At 63.5% G+C, this 19256-nt stretch carries 19 protein-coding genes and 1 tRNA gene; 5 read left to right on the forward strand and 15 right to left on the reverse strand.

From position 1 onward, the window contains the following. Nucleotides 1–403: 403 nt before the first annotated feature. From J7E82_RS15480 to J7E82_RS15505, 6 genes are all read right to left on the reverse strand, one after another. Complete coding sequence (locus tag J7E82_RS15480; RefSeq protein WP_214864184.1) at nt 404–1006, reverse strand: DNA-3-methyladenine glycosylase I; 603 nt, start codon at nt 1004–1006, stop codon at nt 404–406. Nucleotides 1007–1058: 52 nt separating this feature from the next. Next, entirely contained in the window at nt 1059–1766 is a 708-nt protein-coding gene (locus J7E82_RS15485; RefSeq protein WP_214864186.1) for an alpha-ketoglutarate-dependent dioxygenase AlkB, read from the reverse strand. Beyond that, the gene (locus J7E82_RS15490) at nt 1763–2386 is read right to left on the reverse strand and encodes a methylated-DNA--[protein]-cysteine S-methyltransferase (RefSeq protein WP_214864188.1); all 624 of its coding nucleotides are present in this window, start codon (nt 2384–2386) and stop codon (nt 1763–1765) included. Before J7E82_RS15490 ends, J7E82_RS15485 begins: the two co-directional genes overlap by 4 nt. Then, complete coding sequence (locus tag J7E82_RS15495; protein ID WP_214864190.1) at nt 2383–2889, reverse strand: RNA polymerase sigma factor; 507 nt, start codon at nt 2887–2889, stop codon at nt 2383–2385. The genes J7E82_RS15490 and J7E82_RS15495 overlap by 4 nt, the downstream gene beginning before the upstream one ends. Nucleotides 2890–2932: 43 nt before the next feature. Beyond that, nucleotides 2933–3442 carry a methylated-DNA--[protein]-cysteine S-methyltransferase gene (locus J7E82_RS15500; RefSeq protein WP_214864311.1) on the reverse strand — a complete coding sequence of 170 codons (510 nt, stop codon included), beginning with the start codon at nt 3440–3442 and terminating at the stop codon, nt 2933–2935. A 63-nt stretch (nt 3443–3505) separates the two neighbouring features. After that, nucleotides 3506–3760, reverse strand: a complete 255-nt coding sequence (locus J7E82_RS15505; RefSeq protein WP_214864193.1) for a cell division protein CrgA — start codon at nt 3758–3760, stop codon at nt 3506–3508. 172 nt (nt 3761–3932) lie between these two features. Between J7E82_RS15505 and J7E82_RS15510 the strand changes: the two genes are divergently transcribed. From J7E82_RS15510 to J7E82_RS15520, 3 genes are read left to right on the forward strand one after another with little or no spacing between them, the layout of a single operon-like run. Next, complete coding sequence (locus J7E82_RS15510) at nt 3933–4790, forward strand: class E sortase (RefSeq protein ID WP_308113875.1); 858 nt, start codon at nt 3933–3935, stop codon at nt 4788–4790. Between the two features lie 2 nt (nt 4791–4792). Further along, nucleotides 4793–4960: a hypothetical protein gene (locus J7E82_RS15515; RefSeq protein WP_214864196.1), complete on the forward strand. Its 168-nt coding sequence runs from the start codon at nt 4793–4795 to the stop codon at nt 4958–4960. After that, nucleotides 4960–5598 carry an aminodeoxychorismate/anthranilate synthase component II gene (locus J7E82_RS15520; RefSeq protein WP_214864198.1) on the forward strand — a complete coding sequence of 213 codons (639 nt, stop codon included), beginning with the start codon at nt 4960–4962 and terminating at the stop codon, nt 5596–5598. The genes J7E82_RS15515 and J7E82_RS15520 overlap by 1 nt, the downstream gene beginning before the upstream one ends. On the opposite strand, the gene pknB is transcribed toward J7E82_RS15520, so the two are convergent. Genes pknB through J7E82_RS15555 form a run of 7 tightly spaced genes read right to left on the reverse strand, consistent with a single transcriptional unit; the run spans nt 5595 to nt 15180 of the window. Next, the gene (pknB, locus tag J7E82_RS15525; RefSeq protein ID WP_251041968.1) at nt 5595–7550 is read right to left on the reverse strand and encodes a Stk1 family PASTA domain-containing Ser/Thr kinase; all 1956 of its coding nucleotides are present in this window, start codon (nt 7548–7550) and stop codon (nt 5595–5597) included. The two genes, J7E82_RS15520 and pknB, sit on opposite strands and share 4 nt — an antisense overlap. A gap of 5 nt (nt 7551–7555) precedes the next feature. Then, complete coding sequence (locus tag J7E82_RS15530; protein ID WP_214864200.1) at nt 7556–9406, reverse strand: protein kinase; 1851 nt, start codon at nt 9404–9406, stop codon at nt 7556–7558. Further along, nucleotides 9403–10860, reverse strand: a complete 1458-nt coding sequence (locus J7E82_RS15535; protein WP_214864202.1) for a penicillin-binding protein 2 — start codon at nt 10858–10860, stop codon at nt 9403–9405. Before J7E82_RS15535 ends, J7E82_RS15530 begins: the two co-directional genes overlap by 4 nt. Then, on the reverse strand, nt 10857–12248 hold the full coding sequence (locus J7E82_RS15540; protein WP_214864205.1) for an FtsW/RodA/SpoVE family cell cycle protein: 1392 nt from the start codon (nt 12246–12248) through the stop codon (nt 10857–10859). Before J7E82_RS15540 ends, J7E82_RS15535 begins: the two co-directional genes overlap by 4 nt. After that, on the reverse strand, nt 12245–13945 hold the full coding sequence (locus tag J7E82_RS15545) for a PP2C family serine/threonine-protein phosphatase (protein WP_214864207.1): 1701 nt from the start codon (nt 13943–13945) through the stop codon (nt 12245–12247). Before J7E82_RS15545 ends, J7E82_RS15540 begins: the two co-directional genes overlap by 4 nt. 3 nt (nt 13946–13948) lie before the next feature. Continuing rightward, on the reverse strand, nt 13949–14431 hold the full coding sequence (locus tag J7E82_RS15550) for an FHA domain-containing protein (protein WP_214864210.1): 483 nt from the start codon (nt 14429–14431) through the stop codon (nt 13949–13951). Next, nucleotides 14428–15180 carry a DUF3662 and FHA domain-containing protein gene (locus J7E82_RS15555; RefSeq protein ID WP_214864211.1) on the reverse strand — a complete coding sequence of 251 codons (753 nt, stop codon included), beginning with the start codon at nt 15178–15180 and terminating at the stop codon, nt 14428–14430. Before J7E82_RS15555 ends, J7E82_RS15550 begins: the two co-directional genes overlap by 4 nt. A 371-nt stretch (nt 15181–15551) precedes the next feature. Between J7E82_RS15555 and J7E82_RS15560 the strand changes: the two genes are divergently transcribed. Further along, nucleotides 15552–15634 (forward strand) — tRNA-Leu (locus tag J7E82_RS15560). A 94-nt stretch (nt 15635–15728) separates the two neighbouring features. On the opposite strand, the gene J7E82_RS15565 is transcribed toward J7E82_RS15560, so the two are convergent. Both J7E82_RS15565 and J7E82_RS15570 read right to left on the reverse strand, forming a co-directional pair. Beyond that, entirely contained in the window at nt 15729–16949 is a 1221-nt protein-coding gene (locus J7E82_RS15565) for an MFS transporter (RefSeq protein WP_214864214.1), read from the reverse strand. 56 nt (nt 16950–17005) lie between these two features. Then, the gene (locus J7E82_RS15570) at nt 17006–17710 is read right to left on the reverse strand and encodes a TetR/AcrR family transcriptional regulator (RefSeq protein ID WP_214864216.1); all 705 of its coding nucleotides are present in this window, start codon (nt 17708–17710) and stop codon (nt 17006–17008) included. Nucleotides 17711–17781: 71 nt separating this feature from the next. Here J7E82_RS15570 and J7E82_RS15575 point away from each other — a divergent pair, with 71 nt between their 5' ends. Further along, on the forward strand, nt 17782–19233 hold the full coding sequence (locus J7E82_RS15575) for an NAD(P)/FAD-dependent oxidoreductase (protein WP_214864316.1): 1452 nt from the start codon (nt 17782–17784) through the stop codon (nt 19231–19233). The last annotated feature ends 23 nt before the right edge of the window (nt 19234–19256 follow it).

Genomic DNA, 19256 nt, shown 5'->3' on the forward strand with positions numbered 1-19256 from the left:
ATAGAACACTCCATCAATTCAGAGCGTTGCTACGACCATATGACTCCACCCGTGGATAACTTGTGGAGAGCTGCCTGTTGTTAAGTGGGTAACTTCGGATGGCCGATCGTGAATCTTCGATGCGGGCCAAAATGAAGTTGGCGCCCCTCCACAATGAACTTCCGGAGAAATCGTCGCGAATATCCACAGTGTTATTCACACTGGGTATAACTGACAATCCTGTAGTTCTGTGGGTTGTCCCTAGGCAATGGTGCCTGAATGGCGCCTGTCTCCGGGAAGTTCCCCGGCTTTCTCCACAGTTGTGGATAAAGTTACGCACTTCTGTGGAAAGCGTGGTGCCTCGTTCGTAAAGCGCAGGCAACATTTGGCTCGCTGAGCCCAGACGTCCCGCTAGGCCCAGACCCTAGGCCCAGACGCCGGAGCTGCCCCTCCTATGACTGTCCACGAGGTGGGTGTCGATCATGCCGATGGCTTCCATCAACGCGTACATGGTGGTGGGCCCGACAAAAACGAATCCCTTCTTCCTGAGGGCCTTGGACAGGGCTTCCGACTCCGGCGAGCGGGAAGGCACCTCTGCGAAGGTGGCTGGCTGGGGCGTTGCGGCTGGTTGAAAGGACCAGACGAACCGGACCAAGCCACCCTCTTCTCGCAATGCGATAGTGGCCTTCGCATTGGTGATGGCTGCCTGGATCTTAAGTCTGTTGCGAACGATTCCTGGATCGTTCATTAGTCGCTCCACGTCGGCTTGGGTGAATGCGGCGACTGCTTCAGGATGGAAATCATGGAAGGCTGCACGGAAGGCGGGCCGCTTCCGAAGAATCGTGGCCCACGAGAGGCCCGCCTGGAACGCCTCGAGGCTGATGCGTTCGTATAGTCCCTGTTCGTCCCGAACAGGCATCCCCCACTCCGTGTCGTAGTAGTCGCGGAGCAGGGGATCAGAAGAAGCCCATGCGGGTCTGGCCAGGCCGTCCTCGCCAACAACCGGGCCATTGACTTCCGCAGTCATCTGTTAATCTCCTCACTCGGGAAGCATGGACGCCTCATTGCTCCGACAGGCCTCATTGCTCCGACAGGCCGGTGACGCGCATCGTGATGTTGATTCTTCCGACGGGAAGCCCGCAGCCTGCTGGTGCGGTTCCCGGATGGATCTTGGGAATGCCATGGTAAGCGAAGCGGGATGCACCGCCGAAGACGAATAGGTCCCCCGATCGCAGCTCGATGTCCGTATATGGCTTGGTGCGCGTCTGCGTATTTCCGAAACGGAACACGCAGCTGTCGCCGATGCTGAGGGAGACAACTGGTGCTTGGGACTTTTCGTCCTTGTCCTGGTGCATTCCCATCTTGGCGGCGCCGTCATAGAAGTTCACCAGGGCAGCATCAGGAGTGTAGGCCTCAGGATCAAAGGCCTCGCCAAACATCTCCGGTGATCCAGCGATGGCGATCGCGTCCTGGACTGCCAGTCGGCCGAGGCGAACCATCCAGTCGGGGAAGTCCAGGACGCGATTGCCATTGACGTCCAGGGCTTCGCGTGTGTAGCGGTAGGGCTGCCAGTGCCAGCCGAGGCAGACTGTACGCACTGTCATCTGGTGCCCGCCGGGGAGCGTTGCTGCCCGCAGCGGCACGGGTCCGACCGTCCAGTCCTGGAACCTGCGCACAATCCACTGCTGCTGGGTGGCATCAAGCCAGCCCGGCACGTGAACGGCGCCCGGAGCGACGATCCGGGGTCCGGCGTCGGGAACCTCAAGCGGGAACAGGGGTTCGGTCATGCAGCCCCCTCGAGCGACAACAGGAACCGCTTCGCCTCGGTGCCGCCCAGGTAGCCGCCGTAGGTGCCGTCAGACCTGACGACGCGGTGGCATGGGAGGAGGAGCGGCAAGGGATTGGTAGCGCACGCTGTCCCAACGGCCCGGACGGCGCGTGGATTTCCGGCCGCCTCGGCCACTTTCGTGTAGCTTTCGGTACGACCGTAGGGGATGGCCGGGAGGTGCTCCAGCACATTCAGCCGGAAGCCCTTCGACAGGCTGAAGTCCAGGGGCACGTCAAAGGCCTTCCTGCGCTGATTGAAGTACTCGTCCAGCTCCCGGGCTGCGGTGTCGAGCCTGGCGGGTGCCAGCAGGATGCGCGGACTGATGTGGTCCGCAAGATGCTGCAGGACGGCGTCGTGGCCTTCACGGCTGAAGGCGACGCGGAGCACGCCCCTCTGGGAAGCGGCCAGCAACAGGGTGCCCAGCGGCGAGTCGATGGTGCGGTACGCGATGTCCAGGGCATGGGACTGTTCGGCGCATACAGCGAGACTGTTGTGGAGGCGCTCGAGAGTCAGCGGGTCTGCGGCTTCCAGCGGCGCGAGAAGACGGGAAACCTCCGGCTCATGATGTTCGACGCTCATGGGGTTTCTCCTTTCACAACTGCTTCAGGGACGACGGCCAGAACGGCACGGAGGTTCCGGATGCCGTCCGCGCCTGCACGACGCGCTGCATCGGCCGTCCCGCCCAGCAGCAGGGCGATGTCCTTATACGGGAGTCCAGCAAGGTAGTGGTAGGCAATCACCTGGCGCTGCTTGGGTGGAAGCTGCCCGACGGCGTCGAGGACGTCCGACTGACCGTCACCGGGGATGCCCAGCACCGAGGCCCTTGCCGGGAGTTCTTCGACGACGGAAGGCCTGCGGTTCCGGGCGCGAATGAGGTCAAGGGATTTTCTATGCGCGATGGTCACCAGCCAGGCTTCGATATTGGCACCTGGAGGTAGCTCCGGATAGGCCTTCAGGGCGGCAATGAAGGTCTCGGACCAGGCATCTTCGGCCTCGTCCACACCCAGGACAGCCCGGCATACACGCAGGACCACGGGACCGTGTTCGCGGACTACGTGCTCGAAGGGCTGCTTGGTTTCCATCGCTGAGTAGACGTCCGCTAGGGCGCATCCGTGAGGTGTGCCGTCAAAAGAGCTTGCTTTCCTTTACGGCAACTGGCTCCTCGAGGTCGAGTAGGAACTGCTTATTGGGGAGTCCACCTGCGTAGCCGGTCAGTCGGCCGCCCTTTCCTAAGACGCGGTGACAGGGAACGACAATGCTGAGGGGGTTGCGTCCGACGGCGCTGCCCACCGCCTGGGCGAGGCCGGGAGCTCCAAGCTCTGCGGCCAACTCACCATAAGTGATGGTTTCCCCGTATGGAATGTTCCCGAGCCGCGCCCAGATGCCTTGCTGGAAGTCATTGCCTCCAGGGGCGTGTGGAAGATCGAAGTGAGTCCGCTCTCCGCTGAAGTATTCGCCGAGCTGGGCAGCCGTCTCGCTGAAGACGGGATCGGACAATTCAGCCTGACCGCCGAAACTTTCCTTCGACGGCATATGCCAGTGCCCTTCGAAATAGATGCCTGTCAGTAGCCCACCGTGCGCAACGAGCGTCAGCTGGCCTAAAGGCGAAGGGAGCACTGCGTGCCGTGTCTCCATGGTGCGGGTATCCATGACTGGTAGACGACGCCGGGGAGCGGAATGTGAGGTGGCAAGAATGCTTCAGGAACGCCAGCGGGTGGTCATCAGGAAGCCGACGATCGCAATGCCGAATCCAGCCACGATGTTCCAGGACTCCCACGCCGGCACGGGCAGCCGGCCTTCGCTGATGTAGAACACGATGATCCACAGCAGGCCGATAATCATGAGTCCGAACATGACTGGCTTGAACCACACCGGATTGGGCTTGTTAGCACCGGCCGCGGCAAATGCCTGCGACTGTTGGGCGGGCCTCTTGCGTGGCTTGGACTCGGGCACGGATCCTCCTTGGCCGGACGAATGAAGGGCTTGCGCCTCCGCTTGGTATCCTGAAACGAGGAAAATGCCAGCGGTTGACGCGTTCTCGGTATTTCCGGATTCCTACTAGCAGTCAAGTCTAGCTGTAATCCGGGACGTGCTGATGCCGTCAGCGCCCGTGGGAGGAGAGCCAGTGGCACAGCAGCACGTCTCCGCTGCCACCCCCAAAGACCCTGGGGATCATGCTCCGCAAACGGCCACTGACGAAACCAGGTCGCCCAACGGGGAATCATCCCGGAACGGTAGCGGGGCAGCCCAGGTTTTCCACAAGGTCATCCAGGTCCTTGGCGAACTGCTCATCACGGCCGGAGTCATCCTGTTGCTATTCGTAGCCTGGCAGCTCTGGTGGACCAATGTTGAAGCCGATGCCAGGCAGAACCAGGTGATCAAGGAGTTCGCCGACGACTTTGTCGCTCCCTTAGAGCCTTCTCCAGCTCCGCCTGTCGCCGCCGAGCCCCAGGACTATGGGCCCGCTCCAGTCGCTTCGGCTCCAGGTCACGGCGGGACCATCGGCATCATCTACATCCCCAGGTTCGGTCCTGACTACACCAGGCCACTCATCCAGGGCACCACTCCTGACATCATCGATTCGCTCGGGCTTGGACACTATACCCAAACTGCCATGCCGGGCGCGGCCGGAAACTTCGCTGTCGCCGGACACCGGCAGACGCACGGTGCGGTGCTGGATAACATTCATCTGCTGGTGCCCGGAGACCGGATTTACATCCAAACCAAGGATGGGTACTACACCTACGTGTTCCGCAACAACCAGATCGTCTTGCCGTCCCGGACCGATGTCTTGCTCCCCGTTCCGACCCAGCCCGGCGCGGCTCCCAGCGAAAGCTACCTGACTATGACCAGCTGCAACCCCCGCTTCGGGGCGCAGGAACGAATCATCGCCTACTCGCTGCTTGAGCGATGGCAGCCGCTCTCGGCAGGGCCGCCGTCGGAAATTGCGAAGCAGGTCGCCCAGGCGCTTGGAAAGGGCTAGCCGTGTACGCATGGATATTCCGCCACCTGCCCGGACCGCTCTGGCTGCGGATCCTGACGTCCGTTGTCCTTGTGGCAGGCGTCCTGGTGCTTCTGGTCCAGTTCGTGTTCCCTTGGTTCTCGCAATTCACCACCCTCAACGATTCAACGATTGATTCAGCAAGGCAGTAATGAGCACAAAAATCCTCGTCGTGGACAACTACGACAGCTTCGTTTACACCCTGGTCGGCTACCTGCAGGAGCTCGGCGCGGACACCACGGTGGTCCGGAATGACGACGTCACGCTGGCGGAAGCGATTGAGCTGGCGGAAGCACGGGACGGCGTCCTGATCTCTCCCGGACCCGGTTCACCGGCGGAAGCCGGTGTCTGCATCGAGTTGATCAAGTGGTGCGGCAGCAGCAACAAGCCGATGTTCGGCGTCTGCCTCGGGCATCAGGCCCTCGCCGAAGCCTACGGCGGGAAGGTGACACACGCGCCGGAGCTGATGCACGGCAAGACATCGCTCGTGGAGCATCAGGGAACCAGCGTCTTCAAGGGCCTCCCCTCCCCCGTGACCGCCACACGCTACCACTCCCTGGCAGCCGTCCGGGACACCATCCCGGACGTCCTGGAAATCACCGCCGAGACGGCCAACGGAGTGGTGATGGGTCTGCAGCACAAGTCAGCTCCCCTGTGCGGTGTCCAGTTCCATCCGGAATCCGTGCTCACTGAGGGCGGTTACCAAATGCTGGGCAATTGGCTCGAATCACTGGGCATGGAGGGGGCTGCCGAAAGGGCCTCACGGCTGAGCCCCCTCATTCAGCACTAGCCGAACAGGTCCTCCACCACGCCATCGGCCTTCGGCTTGGTTGTGGTGGGCGTGGGGGTCGGAGTTGGTGATGGCGGCGGGGCTTTGGCCACGGTGACCGTGATGACCTTGCCCTGCTCCACCAGGGAGTTGACGGCGTCGCTCTGGCCTGTGACCTTCCCTGGCTCCACTTGCGTGTTCACGGCCTCGACCACAGTCATGCCCAGACCACTGGCCTTCAGGAGTGCCTCGGCGTCGGGAACCAGCAATCCCGCGAGCTGGGGCACTGGAACCTTGCCGTTCGAAACAATCACTTCCACGGAGCTGCCGACCGGGACCTTGGAGCCAGGAGCCGGGTTGGTGGTGATAACCGACCCGGCAGGAATAGTCGGGCTGTTGGCAAAGGTGGTGCTGGGAGCACCGACCAGGCCGCTCTGCCGCAGGACATCCCGCGCTGCCGCCTCCGTCCGGCCCGGCAGGTCAGCGGGTATGGTGACGGTACTTGGACCATCCGAAATATTTAACGTGATCGCCGAGGCCGGATCCATCATGGTGCCCACGCCGGGAATTGTTCCGATGGCCATGCCCTTGGATATTTTGTCGTGCGGCAGGCGCTTGATTTCCGGCTTGAAGTTCGAGTCATAGAGTTTCTGGAGGGCCTGCGACTCGGTGAGATCCGTGACCGAGGGGATGGGGATCTGCTGCACAGGTGCCGGCCTCTGGTTTACCGTGCTGTAGACCCAGAAGCCGCCACCAGCCAGGACAAGAAGCGTGAAAATAACCAGGGTGGTAATCCAGGCACGACGCCGGGACTTCTGTCGAGGGCTGCGCTCCCGTTCCGGTGGCAGCCCCAGGGGCAGTTCCTCTTCGTCCTGTTCCGCATAGCTGTCGGCCAGGACTGTGCCTTCCCGTCCATTCCGGCCGGCGAGTGCTGACTGAGGCTCGTCCAGCAACGCAGCGCCGGCGAAGGACATGGTGGCCGTAGCGTCCTCGGCGTCAGCCATCTGCGTCGTGGGAGGGATGTCATTCGGGTCCGTAGGCGCCTCCGTGGCCGGCAGTGCGGGAACCGGCACTCCGTTACGCGCGGCACGCAGTGCACGCCGGAAAGCGGCGGCATCCTGGAAACGGTCGGCGCGGTTCTTCTGCAGGGCCTTGGCCAGGACGCTATCCAGGGCTTCGGATACTTCCGGGTTCAGGCTGCTTGCAGGCTCGGGCACCTCCCGGACGTGCTGGTAGGCGACGGAGACCGGGCTGTCACCGACGAAGGGCGGCCTGGAGGTCAGCATTTCGTAGAGCATGCACCCGGCCGAGTAAAGGTCGCTGCGGGCGTCCACGGTCTCTCCCCGGGCCTGTTCAGGCGAGAGGTACTGGGCTGTCCCCACCACGGCCTGGGTCTGGGTCATGGTGGCCGCGGAATCCGCCATGGCGCGGGCAATGCCGAAATCCATCACTTTCACGCCATCGGCGTCGCCCGTGACCATCACGTTGCCCGGCTTGATGTCCCGGTGGACGATTCCGGCCTTGTGGCTGTATTCCAGCGCGGCGAGGACTCCCAGCGTGAAGTCGATCGCGTGCTCAATGCCCAGCTCGTTGGCTTTGATCAGGTCCCTCAGCGTCTGCCCCGAGACGTACTCCATGACAATGTACGGCACACGAACATTCTCACCGGGACCGCCGGTCACGGCATATTCACCGGTGTCGTAGACAGCCACAATAGCCGGGTGGTTCAAGGCAGCCACTGCCTGCGCCTCGCGCTTGAAGCGCGCCTGGAACTGAGGGTCCCGGGCCAGGTCCGCGCGGAGCAGCTTAATCGCTACGGTGCGGCCCAGCAGCGTGTCCGTCCCGCGGTGCACGTCGGCCATGCCACCGCGGCCGATCAGTTCACCGACTTGGTATCGTCCGTTGAGGACGAGCTGGTCGTTCATCTTCAGGCCGTCCTCTCTCTGCGCAGGGTTGGCGGGCGGATTAGTCATGGCCGCTATGGGGCCGTCGTCGTCGGCGAATTGCCGGGCGACGGGACGACCGACTTGGCCAAGTGGTACGTGACGACGGATCCGGATTCGACTCGGGTACCGGCATCCGGATCGGAGCTTACGAAAGTGCCAGGGGTCTGTCCCACGGAACCGGCGACGTCGTCGCCCTTCTGCCAGCGCAGTCCGGCGCCCTGGATGGCAGCCTGGACCTGCGCCTCGGTTGCCCCGACGCCGATGGCCGGAACGGAAACCATTTCCGGTCCCTTGGAATACGCCACCGTGATGGTTTCACCCTTCTGGACAGGGCCTGAAGGATTGATGTCGATGACGGTTCCCGGCGGATCGGTGTGGAAGGCCTCCACACCGACCACCTGCAGCCCGAGGGCAATGAGGTCGCTGCGTACCTTGGAGTACTGCTGGCCTAGGTAGGCGTCCGGAATCAGGTTGATCGTGGGATCCACCGTGGGGGTTGGTGTCGGGCTGGCTGTCCTCGTGGGCGTGGGGCTGGCCGCGGTGGTAGTCGGACTGGCGGTGGTGGGCCGGGTAGTCGCAGGGGAACTGGTGGGATCCGACTGCGGCGAGAACAACCCGCTCTGGGACAGCAAGACGCCGGCAAGGGCGAAAAGAATCAGGAGGATCAGCGCCACCAGGGGCCAGGTCCAGGGGCTGCGTCCCTTGCGCTCCTGTTCCGGTTCCTGCTGGTACCGTGCGTCGTCCTGGTACGGTACGTCGTCGTCGACGTCGTTCGGCTCCCAGCCGCGTTCGGCCGCCAGAGCGTTCGCACGGGACAAAGTGTTGCCGGAACCGGGAGCATCCTCTCCGGAACCACCCGCTCCGGCCGCAGCCGCAGCAGCGCCGGCCCCGGCCGCAGCGCCCAGCACCGGGAGGGCGGAGGTCGCCGTCGTCCCGGTTTCCCTGCCGTACGGCGAGCTGACGACGCCGGTGGGTGCGGTGGCAACGTCAACCGGTGCCGTGATGGGTCCAGTAGCAGATTCGAACAGCAGCATGCCGGGCACGGCTGCATGGGCGGCAGAAATATCGCCGTTGCGGATGGCCTCCGCCGCTTCCGCCAGCTTTATGGCGTTCGCGGGGCGGTTCTTCGGATCCTTGGCAAGCATTGACATCAGGAGCGCCCGCACCGGGGTGGGCAGCGTTTCCGGGAGCGGCGGGGGCGCATCGTTCACTTGGGCCAGGGCGATGGCGATCTGTGATTCGCCCGAGAACGGGCGGTGGCCCGTCAGGCACTCGTAGCCGATCACACCAAGCGAATAGATGTCAGAGGATCCCGTGGCGGTCTGGCCCGTGGCCTGCTCGGGCGCAAGGTATTGCGCGGTGCCCATGACCTGGCCCGTTTGGGTCAGCGGCACCTGGTCCGCGAGGCGGGCAATGCCGAAGTCAGTGACCTTGACCCGATTGTCCGGGGTGATCAGCAGGTTGCCGGGCTTGACGTCGCGGTGCACGAGCCCTTGGGCGTGTGCCACGGCCAGGGCACGGGCTGTCTGCGAGATGATGGACATCGTGCGGTCCGGCGAGAGGACCTGCTCGTGCTCGATGATGCTGCTCAGCGGCTGGCCCGGAACGAGTTCCATGACAAGGTAGGCCGAGCCCTCTTCCTCACCGTAGTCGAAGACGTTGGCGATGCCCACGTGGTTGAGCAGGGCGGTGTGGCGGGCCTCGGCGCGGAAGCGCTGGAGGAATCCGGGGTCCCCGGTGTATTCCTCCTTGAGGACTTTAATGGCAACAGTCCGGCCAAGGATCTGGTCCTTTGCCCTCCAGACCTCCCCCATGCCGCCAATCGCAATGCGACTGGTCAGCTGGAACCTGCCGCCGAGTGTGATTCCTGACGTAGGCCTCACTTATTCAACACCGCCTCAAAAATCTTCTTCGCGTTCGGACTGGTTAGCTGTGCGCCGGTGTTCACGTCGACGCCTTGCATGACGATCGTGACGGCCACTTGCGGGTCGTTGGCCGGGGCGAACCCGGTAAACCATGAATTGTTCAGGCCACTGTCACCAAGCTGTGCGGTCCCGGTCTTGCCGGCAACCTGCACTCCCGGTACCGCAGCGCCTCTGCCGATGCCCTTGGAGACGACGCCGGTCATCCACTGAGTGATCTGGCTGGCGATTTCCGGTGTGGTGGAGTTCCGCAGGACCTCGGGCTGGGGCTCGCTAATGACACGCAAGTCCGGCGCCCTCAGGGTTTTGATGAGGTTGGGCTTCATCTGGACGCCCCCGTTGGCGATGGCCGATGTCATGAGGGCGATTTGCAGCGGAGTGGCGCGGACATCGCGTTGCCCGACGGCGGACTGGGCCAGGGAGGGCGCGTCCAGGTCCGAGGGGAAAATGCTCTGTGCGTACGGAAGCTTGAGCTGGTCGCCGAAGTCCTGGTTGAAGCCAAACTTTTCCGCCTGGTCGGCTATGGCCTTCTGGCCGAGGTCCAGCGCGATGCTGGCGAACGGCGTATTGCAGGATTGCTCCAGGGCGAAAGCGAAGTCCGCGTTGCTCCGTACTGAACAGTTGCCGCCGGCATAGTTGGGCAGGACTGCCGTGGAGCCGGGAAGCGGCAGATTGTCCGGGTTCGGCAGTTCGCTGTCCTTGTTGTACTTTCCGGAGGCGAGGGCCGCCGCGGTGTCGATCAGCTTGAAAACTGATCCCGGTGCCAGGAGGGCACCTGTGGGACCACTTACGGACTGGTTCAGGTTGATTCCCTGGATCTTGTTCAGTTCGTCGTAATTGGCCGTTTCCGCAGCGGAATCGTGGGTGGCTATGAGGTTGGGATCATACGACGGCTTGGACACCATGGCCAGGATTTCCCCGGTCTTCGGATTGGTCACAACAATGGAGCCTCGTTGCCCGTCGGGGATGAGGTCATAGGCGAGCTTCTGGATCCGAGGATCAAGGGTGAGCTCCACTGAAGCGCCCTGGGGCTGGTTGCCCGTAAACATCTGGCCGATGCGGTCCAGGAAAAGCTGGTCTGAATTTCCGGCAAGTTCCTCGCGAAGGGCATACTCGAGTCCGGTGGAACCATGGGTCCGGGAGAAGAAGCCCGTGATGCCCGCATACAGTTCAGGCTGGTTGTACTTCCGCTGGAAGGGGCATGCTTCCGATCCCGCCACCGACTCGGCGATGGGCGTGCCCGCCACCACAATGGCGCCCCTGTTGCTGCAATAGTCCTGAAGGATGGCCCGCTGGTTCCACGGGTTCGCGTTGAGGTCATCGGCGCCGATGACCTGCACGTAGCTGATGGCGCCAAAGATGAGGGCGAACATCGCAACGGCCGCCAGCCATGAGCTTCGAATTGCCTGGTTCACTGTTGCTTCACCGCCTCTGTTGGTGCGTTTGTTGGTACGTTGCCCGCCCTCTCCGTGAGCGGCGTTGTGTCCACCGGGCCACGGGCTGTATGCGAGATCATGAGCAGCAGCCCCACGATGATCCAGTTCGCGAGCAGGGATGAACCACCAGCCGCCAGGAAGGGAGTCGTCAGGCCGGTGAGCGGAATGAGCCGAGTGACGCCGCCGATGACCACGAAACACTGAAGGGCAACGGCGAAGGACAGGCCGCAGGCCAGTAGCTTGCCGAAGGCGTCCCGGGTTCCCAGGGCGGCCCGGAAGCCGCGTGTGATGAGGAGCAGGTAGAGCAGCACAATCGCGAAGAGGCCGGTGAGGCCAAGTTCCTCACCAAACGAGGCGATGATCATGTCGCTGTTGGCAAAGGGGACCAGGTCGGGGCGGCCCTGGCCCAGCCCCTTGCCCATCAGGCCGCCGTCGGCCATGCCGAACAAACCCTGCACGATCTGTCCGCTGCCGCCCGGCGAACGGCCGTAGACCTCAGGGGTGAACGCGTTGATCCAGCTGTCGATCCGGAACGCGACATGGGAGAAGAAGCGCGAGGCCAGGAATCCGCCGCCCAGGATCAGCGCAACGCCAATGACCACCCAGCTGATTCGGCTCGTGGCCACGTAGATCATGACGATGAACAGCCCGAAGAAGAGGAGCGAGGAGCCAAGGTCGCGCTGGAAGATCAGGACACCGATGCTTACCAGCCAGGCAGTGACCATGGGTCCCATGTCCTTGAACCGGGGGAATTGCATGGGGCCGATCTTGCGTCCGGCGAGCAGGATGAGGTCCCGGTTGGAGGACAAGTACCCGGCGAAGAATATTGCCAGGGTGATCTTGGCGATCTCACCGGGCTGGAAGGTCATCGGGCCGAGCCGGATCCAGACGCTTGCCCCAAGGATCTCACCAGCGGAGATGCCCGGAACCAGGGGAAGGATCAGCAGCAGGGCACTGACTGCCAGGGAGATGTAGGTGAAGCGGCGGAGGATCCGGTGATCCCGGAGGAACCAGATCACGGCAATGGACACGGCGATGGCAATCAGGGTCCACCGCAGCTGGTTGTTGCCGGTGTCGCCGTCGGGGGAATCCAAGCGGTGGATCATCGCGAGACCCAGGCCGTTCAGGGCCACGACGATCGGGAGTATCACCGGGTCGGCATACTTGGCCCGCAGGCGCAGGACCACATGGAAAGCCAGGGCACCCGCAGTGAGGAGGCTGGACTGGAACCAGAAATCGTCGTCGAAGGTTTTCTCGGCATCGATGCCGATCATGGCATTTGCTCCGATGCCGACGGCGAGAGCCAGGAACAGCAGCGCGAGTTCGACATTGCGCCGTGTCTTGGGCGTGGCGTCAATCGGGGTCATGGTGCCTCACAGGTGGGAACGGGCGAGGCGGTGGGAACAGCGCCGGGTGATCCTGTCGCGGCTGTCGCCGGTGCGGTTGGTTCCGGTGAAGCGGGCGCCGGGCTCGCTGTCGGAGAGGCAGTGGGCTCCACGCAGGCCGGTGGCATGGTGAGGTTCCTGACGATTTGCTGCGCATCATCGAAGTCGCCGGCCGGAATTGTCTGCCGCACCTTCAGCTTCTGGAATTCTGGAAGCGAAGCAATTTCGATGGGAGTGACTTCTTGCAGGGTGGAGAGCTGGATGGGACCGAGTCGCTGCGAAATGCCGTTAAAGATGGCGACTTTCTGGTTATATTCGCCAACGTAATAACGCGTCTGGGTCCAGGCATAGCCCAGCCAGAGTCCGGCTACGAGGAGGATGCCGAGCACCGCGGAAACACCGATGGTGATCCAGCGCCTTCGACTGGGCACAGTCTCCAGCAGTTCGGCTTCCGCACCTTCCTGTTCGGCTTTGTGCGTCAGGATTGTTGCCGCCCGGCGGGCTACAGTGCGGCCGGCAACGGTGGGGATGGAACCTGTTTCCGCTGCTGTAGCGGCGGCGCCCACTAGCTCGTGTGGGCGGCTGGCAAGCTCTTCACGGAGAACCTCGGCTGAAAGATGCTCGCCAAGATGGGGATCGGTGGAGGTCACCGGATCCCTGGATCCGTCCTCCTCGGGCACAGCGCTTGAAGTGGCAGCCGCAGTCCCTGATGCGCTCACCGAAGCCGGGGAATGCGCGCGGGCCTCATCGACGGTGTCGTCGGTGGCGATCTGCAAGGTCCCCGTTGCGGCTTCCGCAACAATCGGAATCTCCCCGGTTGCCGTCCTGGCGCCGGGCGCTGAACCGCCGTCGGGCGAGGCCAGCAGGCCGGGAGTCACGACGTCGACGGCGGCCGTATTCACGTCGTCGAGCGTTTCCTCAGCAATCTCCAGCATGACCACGGTGACGTTGTCCGGAGAGCCTGCCTCAAGGGTCAGATCCACCAGAAGTTCGACGCATTCGCGCAGGTCCTTGGTTTCGCGCACTACGCGCTCCACCACATGTCCGGCAACGTAGTTCAGGCCATCCGAGCAGAGCAACCAGCGTTCGCCGGGGGTTACGTCCAGCGTGGCAAGGTCCAGTTCGGGGCTCGCGTCCACGTCGCCAAGGACGCGCATCAACACATTCTTGTGCGGATGGGTCTCGGCTTCCTCCGGGCGGAGCCGGCCCTCATCGATAAGGCGCTGGACGAACGTGTGGTCGATACTGACTTGTTCGAAGACTCCGTTGCGCAGCCTGTAGGCGCGGGAGTCCCCGATGTGTGCGAAATGCAGCCTGCCCTCGGCAAGCAGGAGCGCCGTGACCGTGGTGCCCATCCCCGCGAGCTTGGGGTTGATGTGGACCAGTTCGGACAGCAGCGAATTGGCGGTCTGGATCTCGTCGGCGAGAACCGTTCCGGCATCACCGTCGTAGTCCTCATGGTCCAGATGAATCATGTCCAGCACGGTGGAGGCTGAGGCGATATCGCCCCCGGCATGTCCACCCATTCCATCCGCAACCACGGCAAGGTGCCGGCCAACATAGGCAGAATCGTCGTTCTTGGAGCGGATGCGGCCGACGTCGGAGCGCGCCGCATAACGCATGATTAGCGGACGCTTGGGCGGGGTGCCTTGCCCTTCGAAGGTCTCGGGGACGGCCATGGGCTACGCCCTCAATTCAATGACCGTCTTGCCGATTCTCACGGGAACACCAGGCTCAACCGGTAGTGCGCGGGTCAGCTGCTGATCGGCCAGGTAGGTGCCGTTTGTGGAGCCGAGGTCTTCAATGAACCAGCGGCTGCCTTGGGGGAAAAGCCGGGCATGCCGGCCCGAGGCATAATCGTCCTCCAGGACCAGCGTGGCCTCCTGCGCCCGGCCAAGCAGTATGGGACTGGCGGCGAGTGGCAAGGTGGTTCCCTTGAGCGGTCCCTCGACGACGACGAGCTGACGCGGCGGCTGCTTGACCGGCTGGGGTTTGGCCGAAGCCAGGTCCGGGTTCTTCCGCACCTGGCGTGCGGTGGGAGTTCCCGTCGCGGCCTTTCGCCCGATCATGAGGTCGCGGCGCATCGCGGAAACGATGCTGAAGATCAGGATCCAGATCAGCAGCAGGAATCCGAAGCGCAGGACAGTGATAGTCAGTTCGCTCATGCGCGGCCACCAGTGGTCACCGGGAGGAGGCGGAAGATGATTTTGGTCCGTCCCATCGTAATGGTGGAACCGTCCGTGAGTTCCACGCTGCCGTTGACCTTGTGGCCGTTGACGTAGCTGCCGTTGGTTGAGCCGAGGTCGACAGCATGCGTACTGCCGCCCTCGGTGCGGATTTCAAGGTGCTTGCGCGAGACCCCTGTGTCATCGACCAGGATGTCGGCTTCCGAGGATCGTCCCAGGACGACGGCCGGGGCGTTCAGGGAATAGCGCTGGCCTGCAATATCCAGGACAGGCTGAAGGCGTGTGGGCTCGCGGGTTGGTGCGGCCGGCACGTTTGCTCGAGGCGGACGGGGCGCCGAGGGAGCAGGACTTCCTGTGGTCTTTTCCATCTTCGATACGATCTCGAAATCGCCGGCCCGGTGTGAGTCTTCGCGGCGGAAGGAAATCCTGACCGTGCCCTGGAGGGTGTAACCCTGGCTGCGGACGTGCTGGATGACGACGTCGCAGAGTTCCTCGGCAAGGGGCGTGCCCCACTCCTGCGCCCGTCCGAAGTCTTCTTCACTGAGCAGGACGTCAAAGATGTTTGGAGCCAAGGTCCGGCCCGCAGCGATGGTGATGGACTTGTTGTCCAGCTCGCGGCGCAGCCGACTGGCGATCTCCACCGGTTCAACCCGGGCGCGCGAACCCGTGGAGAAGACGCCGCGGACGGCCTTTTCGATGCCGCGCTCGACTTTGTCCAGCAGTCCCATGGTCCTTCTCCTTTCTCCTCGGTCCGCGCAGCCGGGTCTCATGCAGGATGCATGCCCTGTCAGTTGCAGTTGCCTTCGTGAGGCCGCGTCAGCACACGCCGAAGCACACGCAGAGCGCCCTCTCTTACATCCGATACTACTGTCCAAGAGTGCGAATGACCTTAATCCACAACGGCTGGGGCATTGTAAAAGTTCGGATCCCTGCCCGGAAAGCGTCCCGTTTTCAAGGCTGAAATCGCGGAATTTCCGGGGAATCAACAGGCCCCGGCACCCGATTGGCGTTTTGGTTCAATTGTCCGTTATGCTTGATCTCGCTGCTTTTAGGCGGATGAACACTTGGGAAACCGGTGGAATCCGGCTGAGGGAGTTGCGCGCGAGTGGCGGAACGGCAGACGCGCTGGCTTCAGGTGCCAGTGTCCGAAAGGGCGTGGGGGTTCAAATCCCCCCTCGCGCACGCAATCGAAAACCCCGGTCTTCGGACCGGGGTTTTTTGTTTTGGATCTCGACAGGCTCGATCACCAGGATGGCTCTGATCACCGGTGGCCCGCTCATCGGCGGTTTAATGACCGGCGGTCCGACGACCGTGCTCTCGATGCCAGGCGTGGTGTGCTCGCTGCGGCCACGCAAAGTGCCAGCGCTCCCAATCCAAGGGGAAGTCCGGCCAGCATAGCCACGCCGCCAACCAGCAGGGGCCCTCCGGCGTCGCCCAGTTCCCGCCCGAGCTCGGCCGATCCCATGGTCCGTCCCATGCGTTCCGGGGGAGTGCTGTCTGCCAGGTGGGCGAAACCGAGGGGCGTTGCTGCGCCCACGCCCGCACCGATCATGATGGCCGAAACGAAAATCGTGAAACTCCCCGGCGTAATGGCGAGGATCGCGATGCCGCCGGCGTTGAGCAGGAGCCCCATGGTCATTCCCCGCGAGTCGCTCAGGCGGTTGTGGTCCCGGAGCCTGCCAATCCAGGGCTGGGTCAAGACGGAGGCGACGGCCAGGACGCTGACGGCGGCTGTCCCGACCAGCGGATCCAGGTCGTGACGCACGGCTAGCGCGGGAAGGAAGCCGATCGCCGCACCCAGGGCGGCGGTGGAGGCAGCGAGGACCAGGGTAGGAATCAGGAACCTGCGCTCGACAAGCTGGCGGCCCAGGTCCAGCACTGTGTAGCGCGTTCGGGGAAGGGGTTCCAGTGCGGGCAGGCGGAGCATGACCCAGATGGCAGTCACGGCGGCAAGTGTCGACAGTGCGGCGAAAAGCAGTGGGAGTCCGCCCAGGAGGATCAGGCCACTCCCCAGCAGCGGTCCCAGGACATAGCCCAGGCTCTTCCAGGAGCCGTAGCGGCCAAAGTAGGTACCCGCCTTCGTGCCCCTTGCCAGGCGTGCGACCGTTGCCGAGGCTGCCGGGGAGAAGGCCGACGCCGCAGCGCCCTGGCACAGCCTGGCGAGGCCCAGCAGGAGCGGATCGGCAGCCCATAGCCCAATCAGGGAGAAGGCCGAGAACGCCAGCAGCCCTCCGACGATGACGGGCTTAGTGCCGATCCGGTCGCTCAACGCGCCGAAGACGGGCTTGAGGAAAACCTCCGAGAGGTCGTAGATCGCCAGCAGGATGCCGAGGTTGAGGAGCGTCAGGCCAATGTTCTCGCTCTCGGCTCCCATGCCGGCCGCGATGCTGTGGGCACCAAAGGCGGTGACGAAGCCGGCTGCATACAGGGGAGCTGAGGAGGTGCGAAGGGAGGGCCGGGCATCCTCCTGCGTAACCGGAACATTAGGGGACGGCACGGCTTCAATCGTAGCGGCTGCCCCTGCGGCATCAGACGGCCCTTATCAGCCGGCCCTTACGGTATAAGGGCAGCGAAGCCCGAGATCAGGGCTTCCAGTCCCAGGTTGAAGGCGACGTCGGCCGGACGCGCGTGGCCCTGTTCGGCCAGGCGCGCGACGGCGGAGGTGAAGTAGGGGGTCTGCCCGGCGAGGCTGCCTGCGTCGAAGATGTCCTCCGGAGCGTTGACGTCGTAGGCCGCCCCGAAGATGAAGGCTTCAAGGGCCACGATCGCGGAGATGATCCGTTCCTCGGGGAAACCGGCTTCACGAAAGCCCGCCGTCACGGCCTCGTACATAGCCAGGGTCTTCGGCGCGTCCGCCACCGGCAGGACTGCGATCACGGGAATCAGCGGCGTGTGCTGGGAAAACACTTCACGATAGGACCATGCCCAGCGGCGCACCGCTTCACCCCAGGGTTCGCGGCCAAAGGCGGAGACGTCCACCATCGCAGCCAGGTGGTCCTCCACCAGCATGAGGACGTCGTGCTTTGAGGAGACATGGTTGTACAAGGCCGACGGCGCCACGTTCAGTGAGCGGGCAAGTGCCGCCATGGTGAGGCCGTCGTAGCCGCTCTTGCCGATGAGCCGCAGGGCCGCCGTCGTAATGCCGGCCTGGTCCAGGACTGCCGCCGTTGGCCGACCAGCACGTCGGCGCGCCTTGGCGTCGCTCGGGGCTGGGGTTGGTGCGGGCATCGCGGGCCTTTCTGCTGCCGTTCCCAGCATTATTCCACCAGGACTTCCCATCCCGGTGCCGGGACGTCTATAGTTGCAATAAAATGAATGGCATTCATTTTATGCTTGGGAATATTGGACCGGTCATCGAGACGGCCGGAGAGGACATCATGCTGAATCTTGAACGCGACGTAGTAATCGTCGGCGCGGGACCGTCAGGGCTGACGGCTGCGCGCGAACTGAAGAAGGCCGGCCTGAGTGTCGCCGTGCTCGAGGCACGGGATCGCGTCGGCGGGCGGACCTGGACCGACTTCATTGAGGGCGCCATGCTCGAAATCGGCGGTCAGTGGGTTTCGCCGGACCAAACGGCGCTCATGGAACTGCTCGATGAACTGGGACTGGAGCTGTACTCCCGGTATCGCGAAGGCGATTCAGTCTACCTCGGTCCCGACGGCAACCCGATCCGCTATGCCGGAGACACCTTCCCTGTCACTGACCAGACCCGCGCCGAAATGGACAAGTTGGTCTCCATCCTGGATGGACTTGCGGCCGAAATCGGCCCCACCGAGCCATGGGCCCATCCCAAGGCCCGTGAGCTGGACACAGTGTCGTTCCATCACTGGCTTCGCCTCCATTCGGCTGACGAGGAGGCCTGCAACAACATCGGGCTGTTCATCGCGGGCGGAATGCTCACCAAACCAGCCCATTCATTCTCAGCCCTCCAGGCCGTCCTGATGGCAGCATCCGCCGGGTCCTTCACCCACCTCACGGATGAGGACTTCATCCTGGACAAGCGGGTCATCGGCGGCATGCAGCAGGTATCGCTGCGCCTCGCCGCGGAGTTGGGCGACGACGTCGTCCTTAACAGCCCGGTGCGGACCATCCGCTGGGAGTCCCACGGCGGCAATGGGCACAAGGTCACGGCCGTCTCGGAGCGGGCCACCGTCAACGCGCGGTTCGTGATCATGGCGGTTCCGCCGAACCTGTACTCACGGGTGTCGTTCGAGCCTCCGCTGCCGCGGCGCCAGCACCAGATGCACCAGCACCAGTCCCTGGGCCTGGTCATCAAGGTTCACGCCGTTTATGGCTCGCCGTTCTGGCGGGAAGAAGGACTGTCCGGAACAGGCTTCAGCGCCGGTTCCCTCGTGCAGGAGGTGTACGACAACACCAACTATGGAGACCATCGAGGAACGTTGGTGGGCTTCATCTCCGACGAAAAGGCGGACAAGGTCTTCGCGCTGAGCGCCGAGGACCGCAAGCGCGCCGTCCTGGAATCCATCGCGGGCTTCCTCGGTGGCAAGGCCCTGGAGCCCGAGGTCTACTACGAGTCCGACTGGGGCTCAGAGGAGTGGACCCGCGGCGCCTACGCCTCCAGCTACGACCTTGGCGGTCTCCACCGCTACGGCAAGGACCAGCATGTTCCCGTCGGGCCGATCTACTGGTCCTCGTCGGACCTTGCCGCCGAGGGCTACCAGCATGTTGATGGTGCAGTGCGTATGGGGCAGTCGACGGCGGCCCGCATTGTGGCTGCCGAGGCTCAAGTCCGCGGAGGACTTGCCGCCGTCGGACGGTAACTCTTTGCCCACGTTCGCGAGGG

Source organism: Arthrobacter sp. ISL-30 (genome assembly GCF_018613855.1).
In the GTDB taxonomy this organism is placed as follows: Bacteria; Actinomycetota; Actinomycetes; order Actinomycetales; family Micrococcaceae; genus Arthrobacter.

Coding starts and splice junctions, on each gene's coding strand:
- J7E82_RS15480 (WP_214864184.1), bottom strand. CDS start 1,006: ATGACTGCGGAAGTCAATGGCCCGGTTGTTGGCGAGGACGGCCTGGCC.
- J7E82_RS15485 (WP_214864186.1), bottom strand. CDS start 1,766: ATGACCGAACCCCTGTTCCCGCTTGAGGTTCCCGACGCCGGACCCCGG.
- J7E82_RS15490 (WP_214864188.1), bottom strand. CDS start 2,386: ATGAGCGTCGAACATCATGAGCCGGAGGTTTCCCGTCTTCTCGCGCCG.
- J7E82_RS15495 (WP_214864190.1), bottom strand. CDS start 2,889: ATGGAAACCAAGCAGCCCTTCGAGCACGTAGTCCGCGAACACGGTCCC.
- J7E82_RS15500 (WP_214864311.1), bottom strand. CDS start 3,442: ATGGAGACACGGCACGCAGTGCTCCCTTCGCCTTTAGGCCAGCTGACG.
- J7E82_RS15520 (WP_214864198.1), top strand. CDS start 4,960: ATGAGCACAAAAATCCTCGTCGTGGACAACTACGACAGCTTCGTTTAC.
- pknB (WP_251041968.1), bottom strand. CDS start 7,550: ATGACTAATCCGCCCGCCAACCCTGCGCAGAGAGAGGACGGCCTGAAG.
- J7E82_RS15540 (WP_214864205.1), bottom strand. CDS start 12,248: ATGACCCCGATTGACGCCACGCCCAAGACACGGCGCAATGTCGAACTC.
- J7E82_RS15545 (WP_214864207.1), bottom strand. CDS start 13,945: ATGGCCGTCCCCGAGACCTTCGAAGGGCAAGGCACCCCGCCCAAGCGT.
- J7E82_RS15550 (WP_214864210.1), bottom strand. CDS start 14,431: ATGAGCGAACTGACTATCACTGTCCTGCGCTTCGGATTCCTGCTGCTG.
- J7E82_RS15555 (WP_214864211.1), bottom strand. CDS start 15,180: ATGGGACTGCTGGACAAAGTCGAGCGCGGCATCGAAAAGGCCGTCCGC.
- J7E82_RS15570 (WP_214864216.1), bottom strand. CDS start 17,710: ATGCTGGGAACGGCAGCAGAAAGGCCCGCGATGCCCGCACCAACCCCA.
- J7E82_RS15575 (WP_214864316.1), top strand. CDS start 17,782: ATGCTTGGGAATATTGGACCGGTCATCGAGACGGCCGGAGAGGACATC.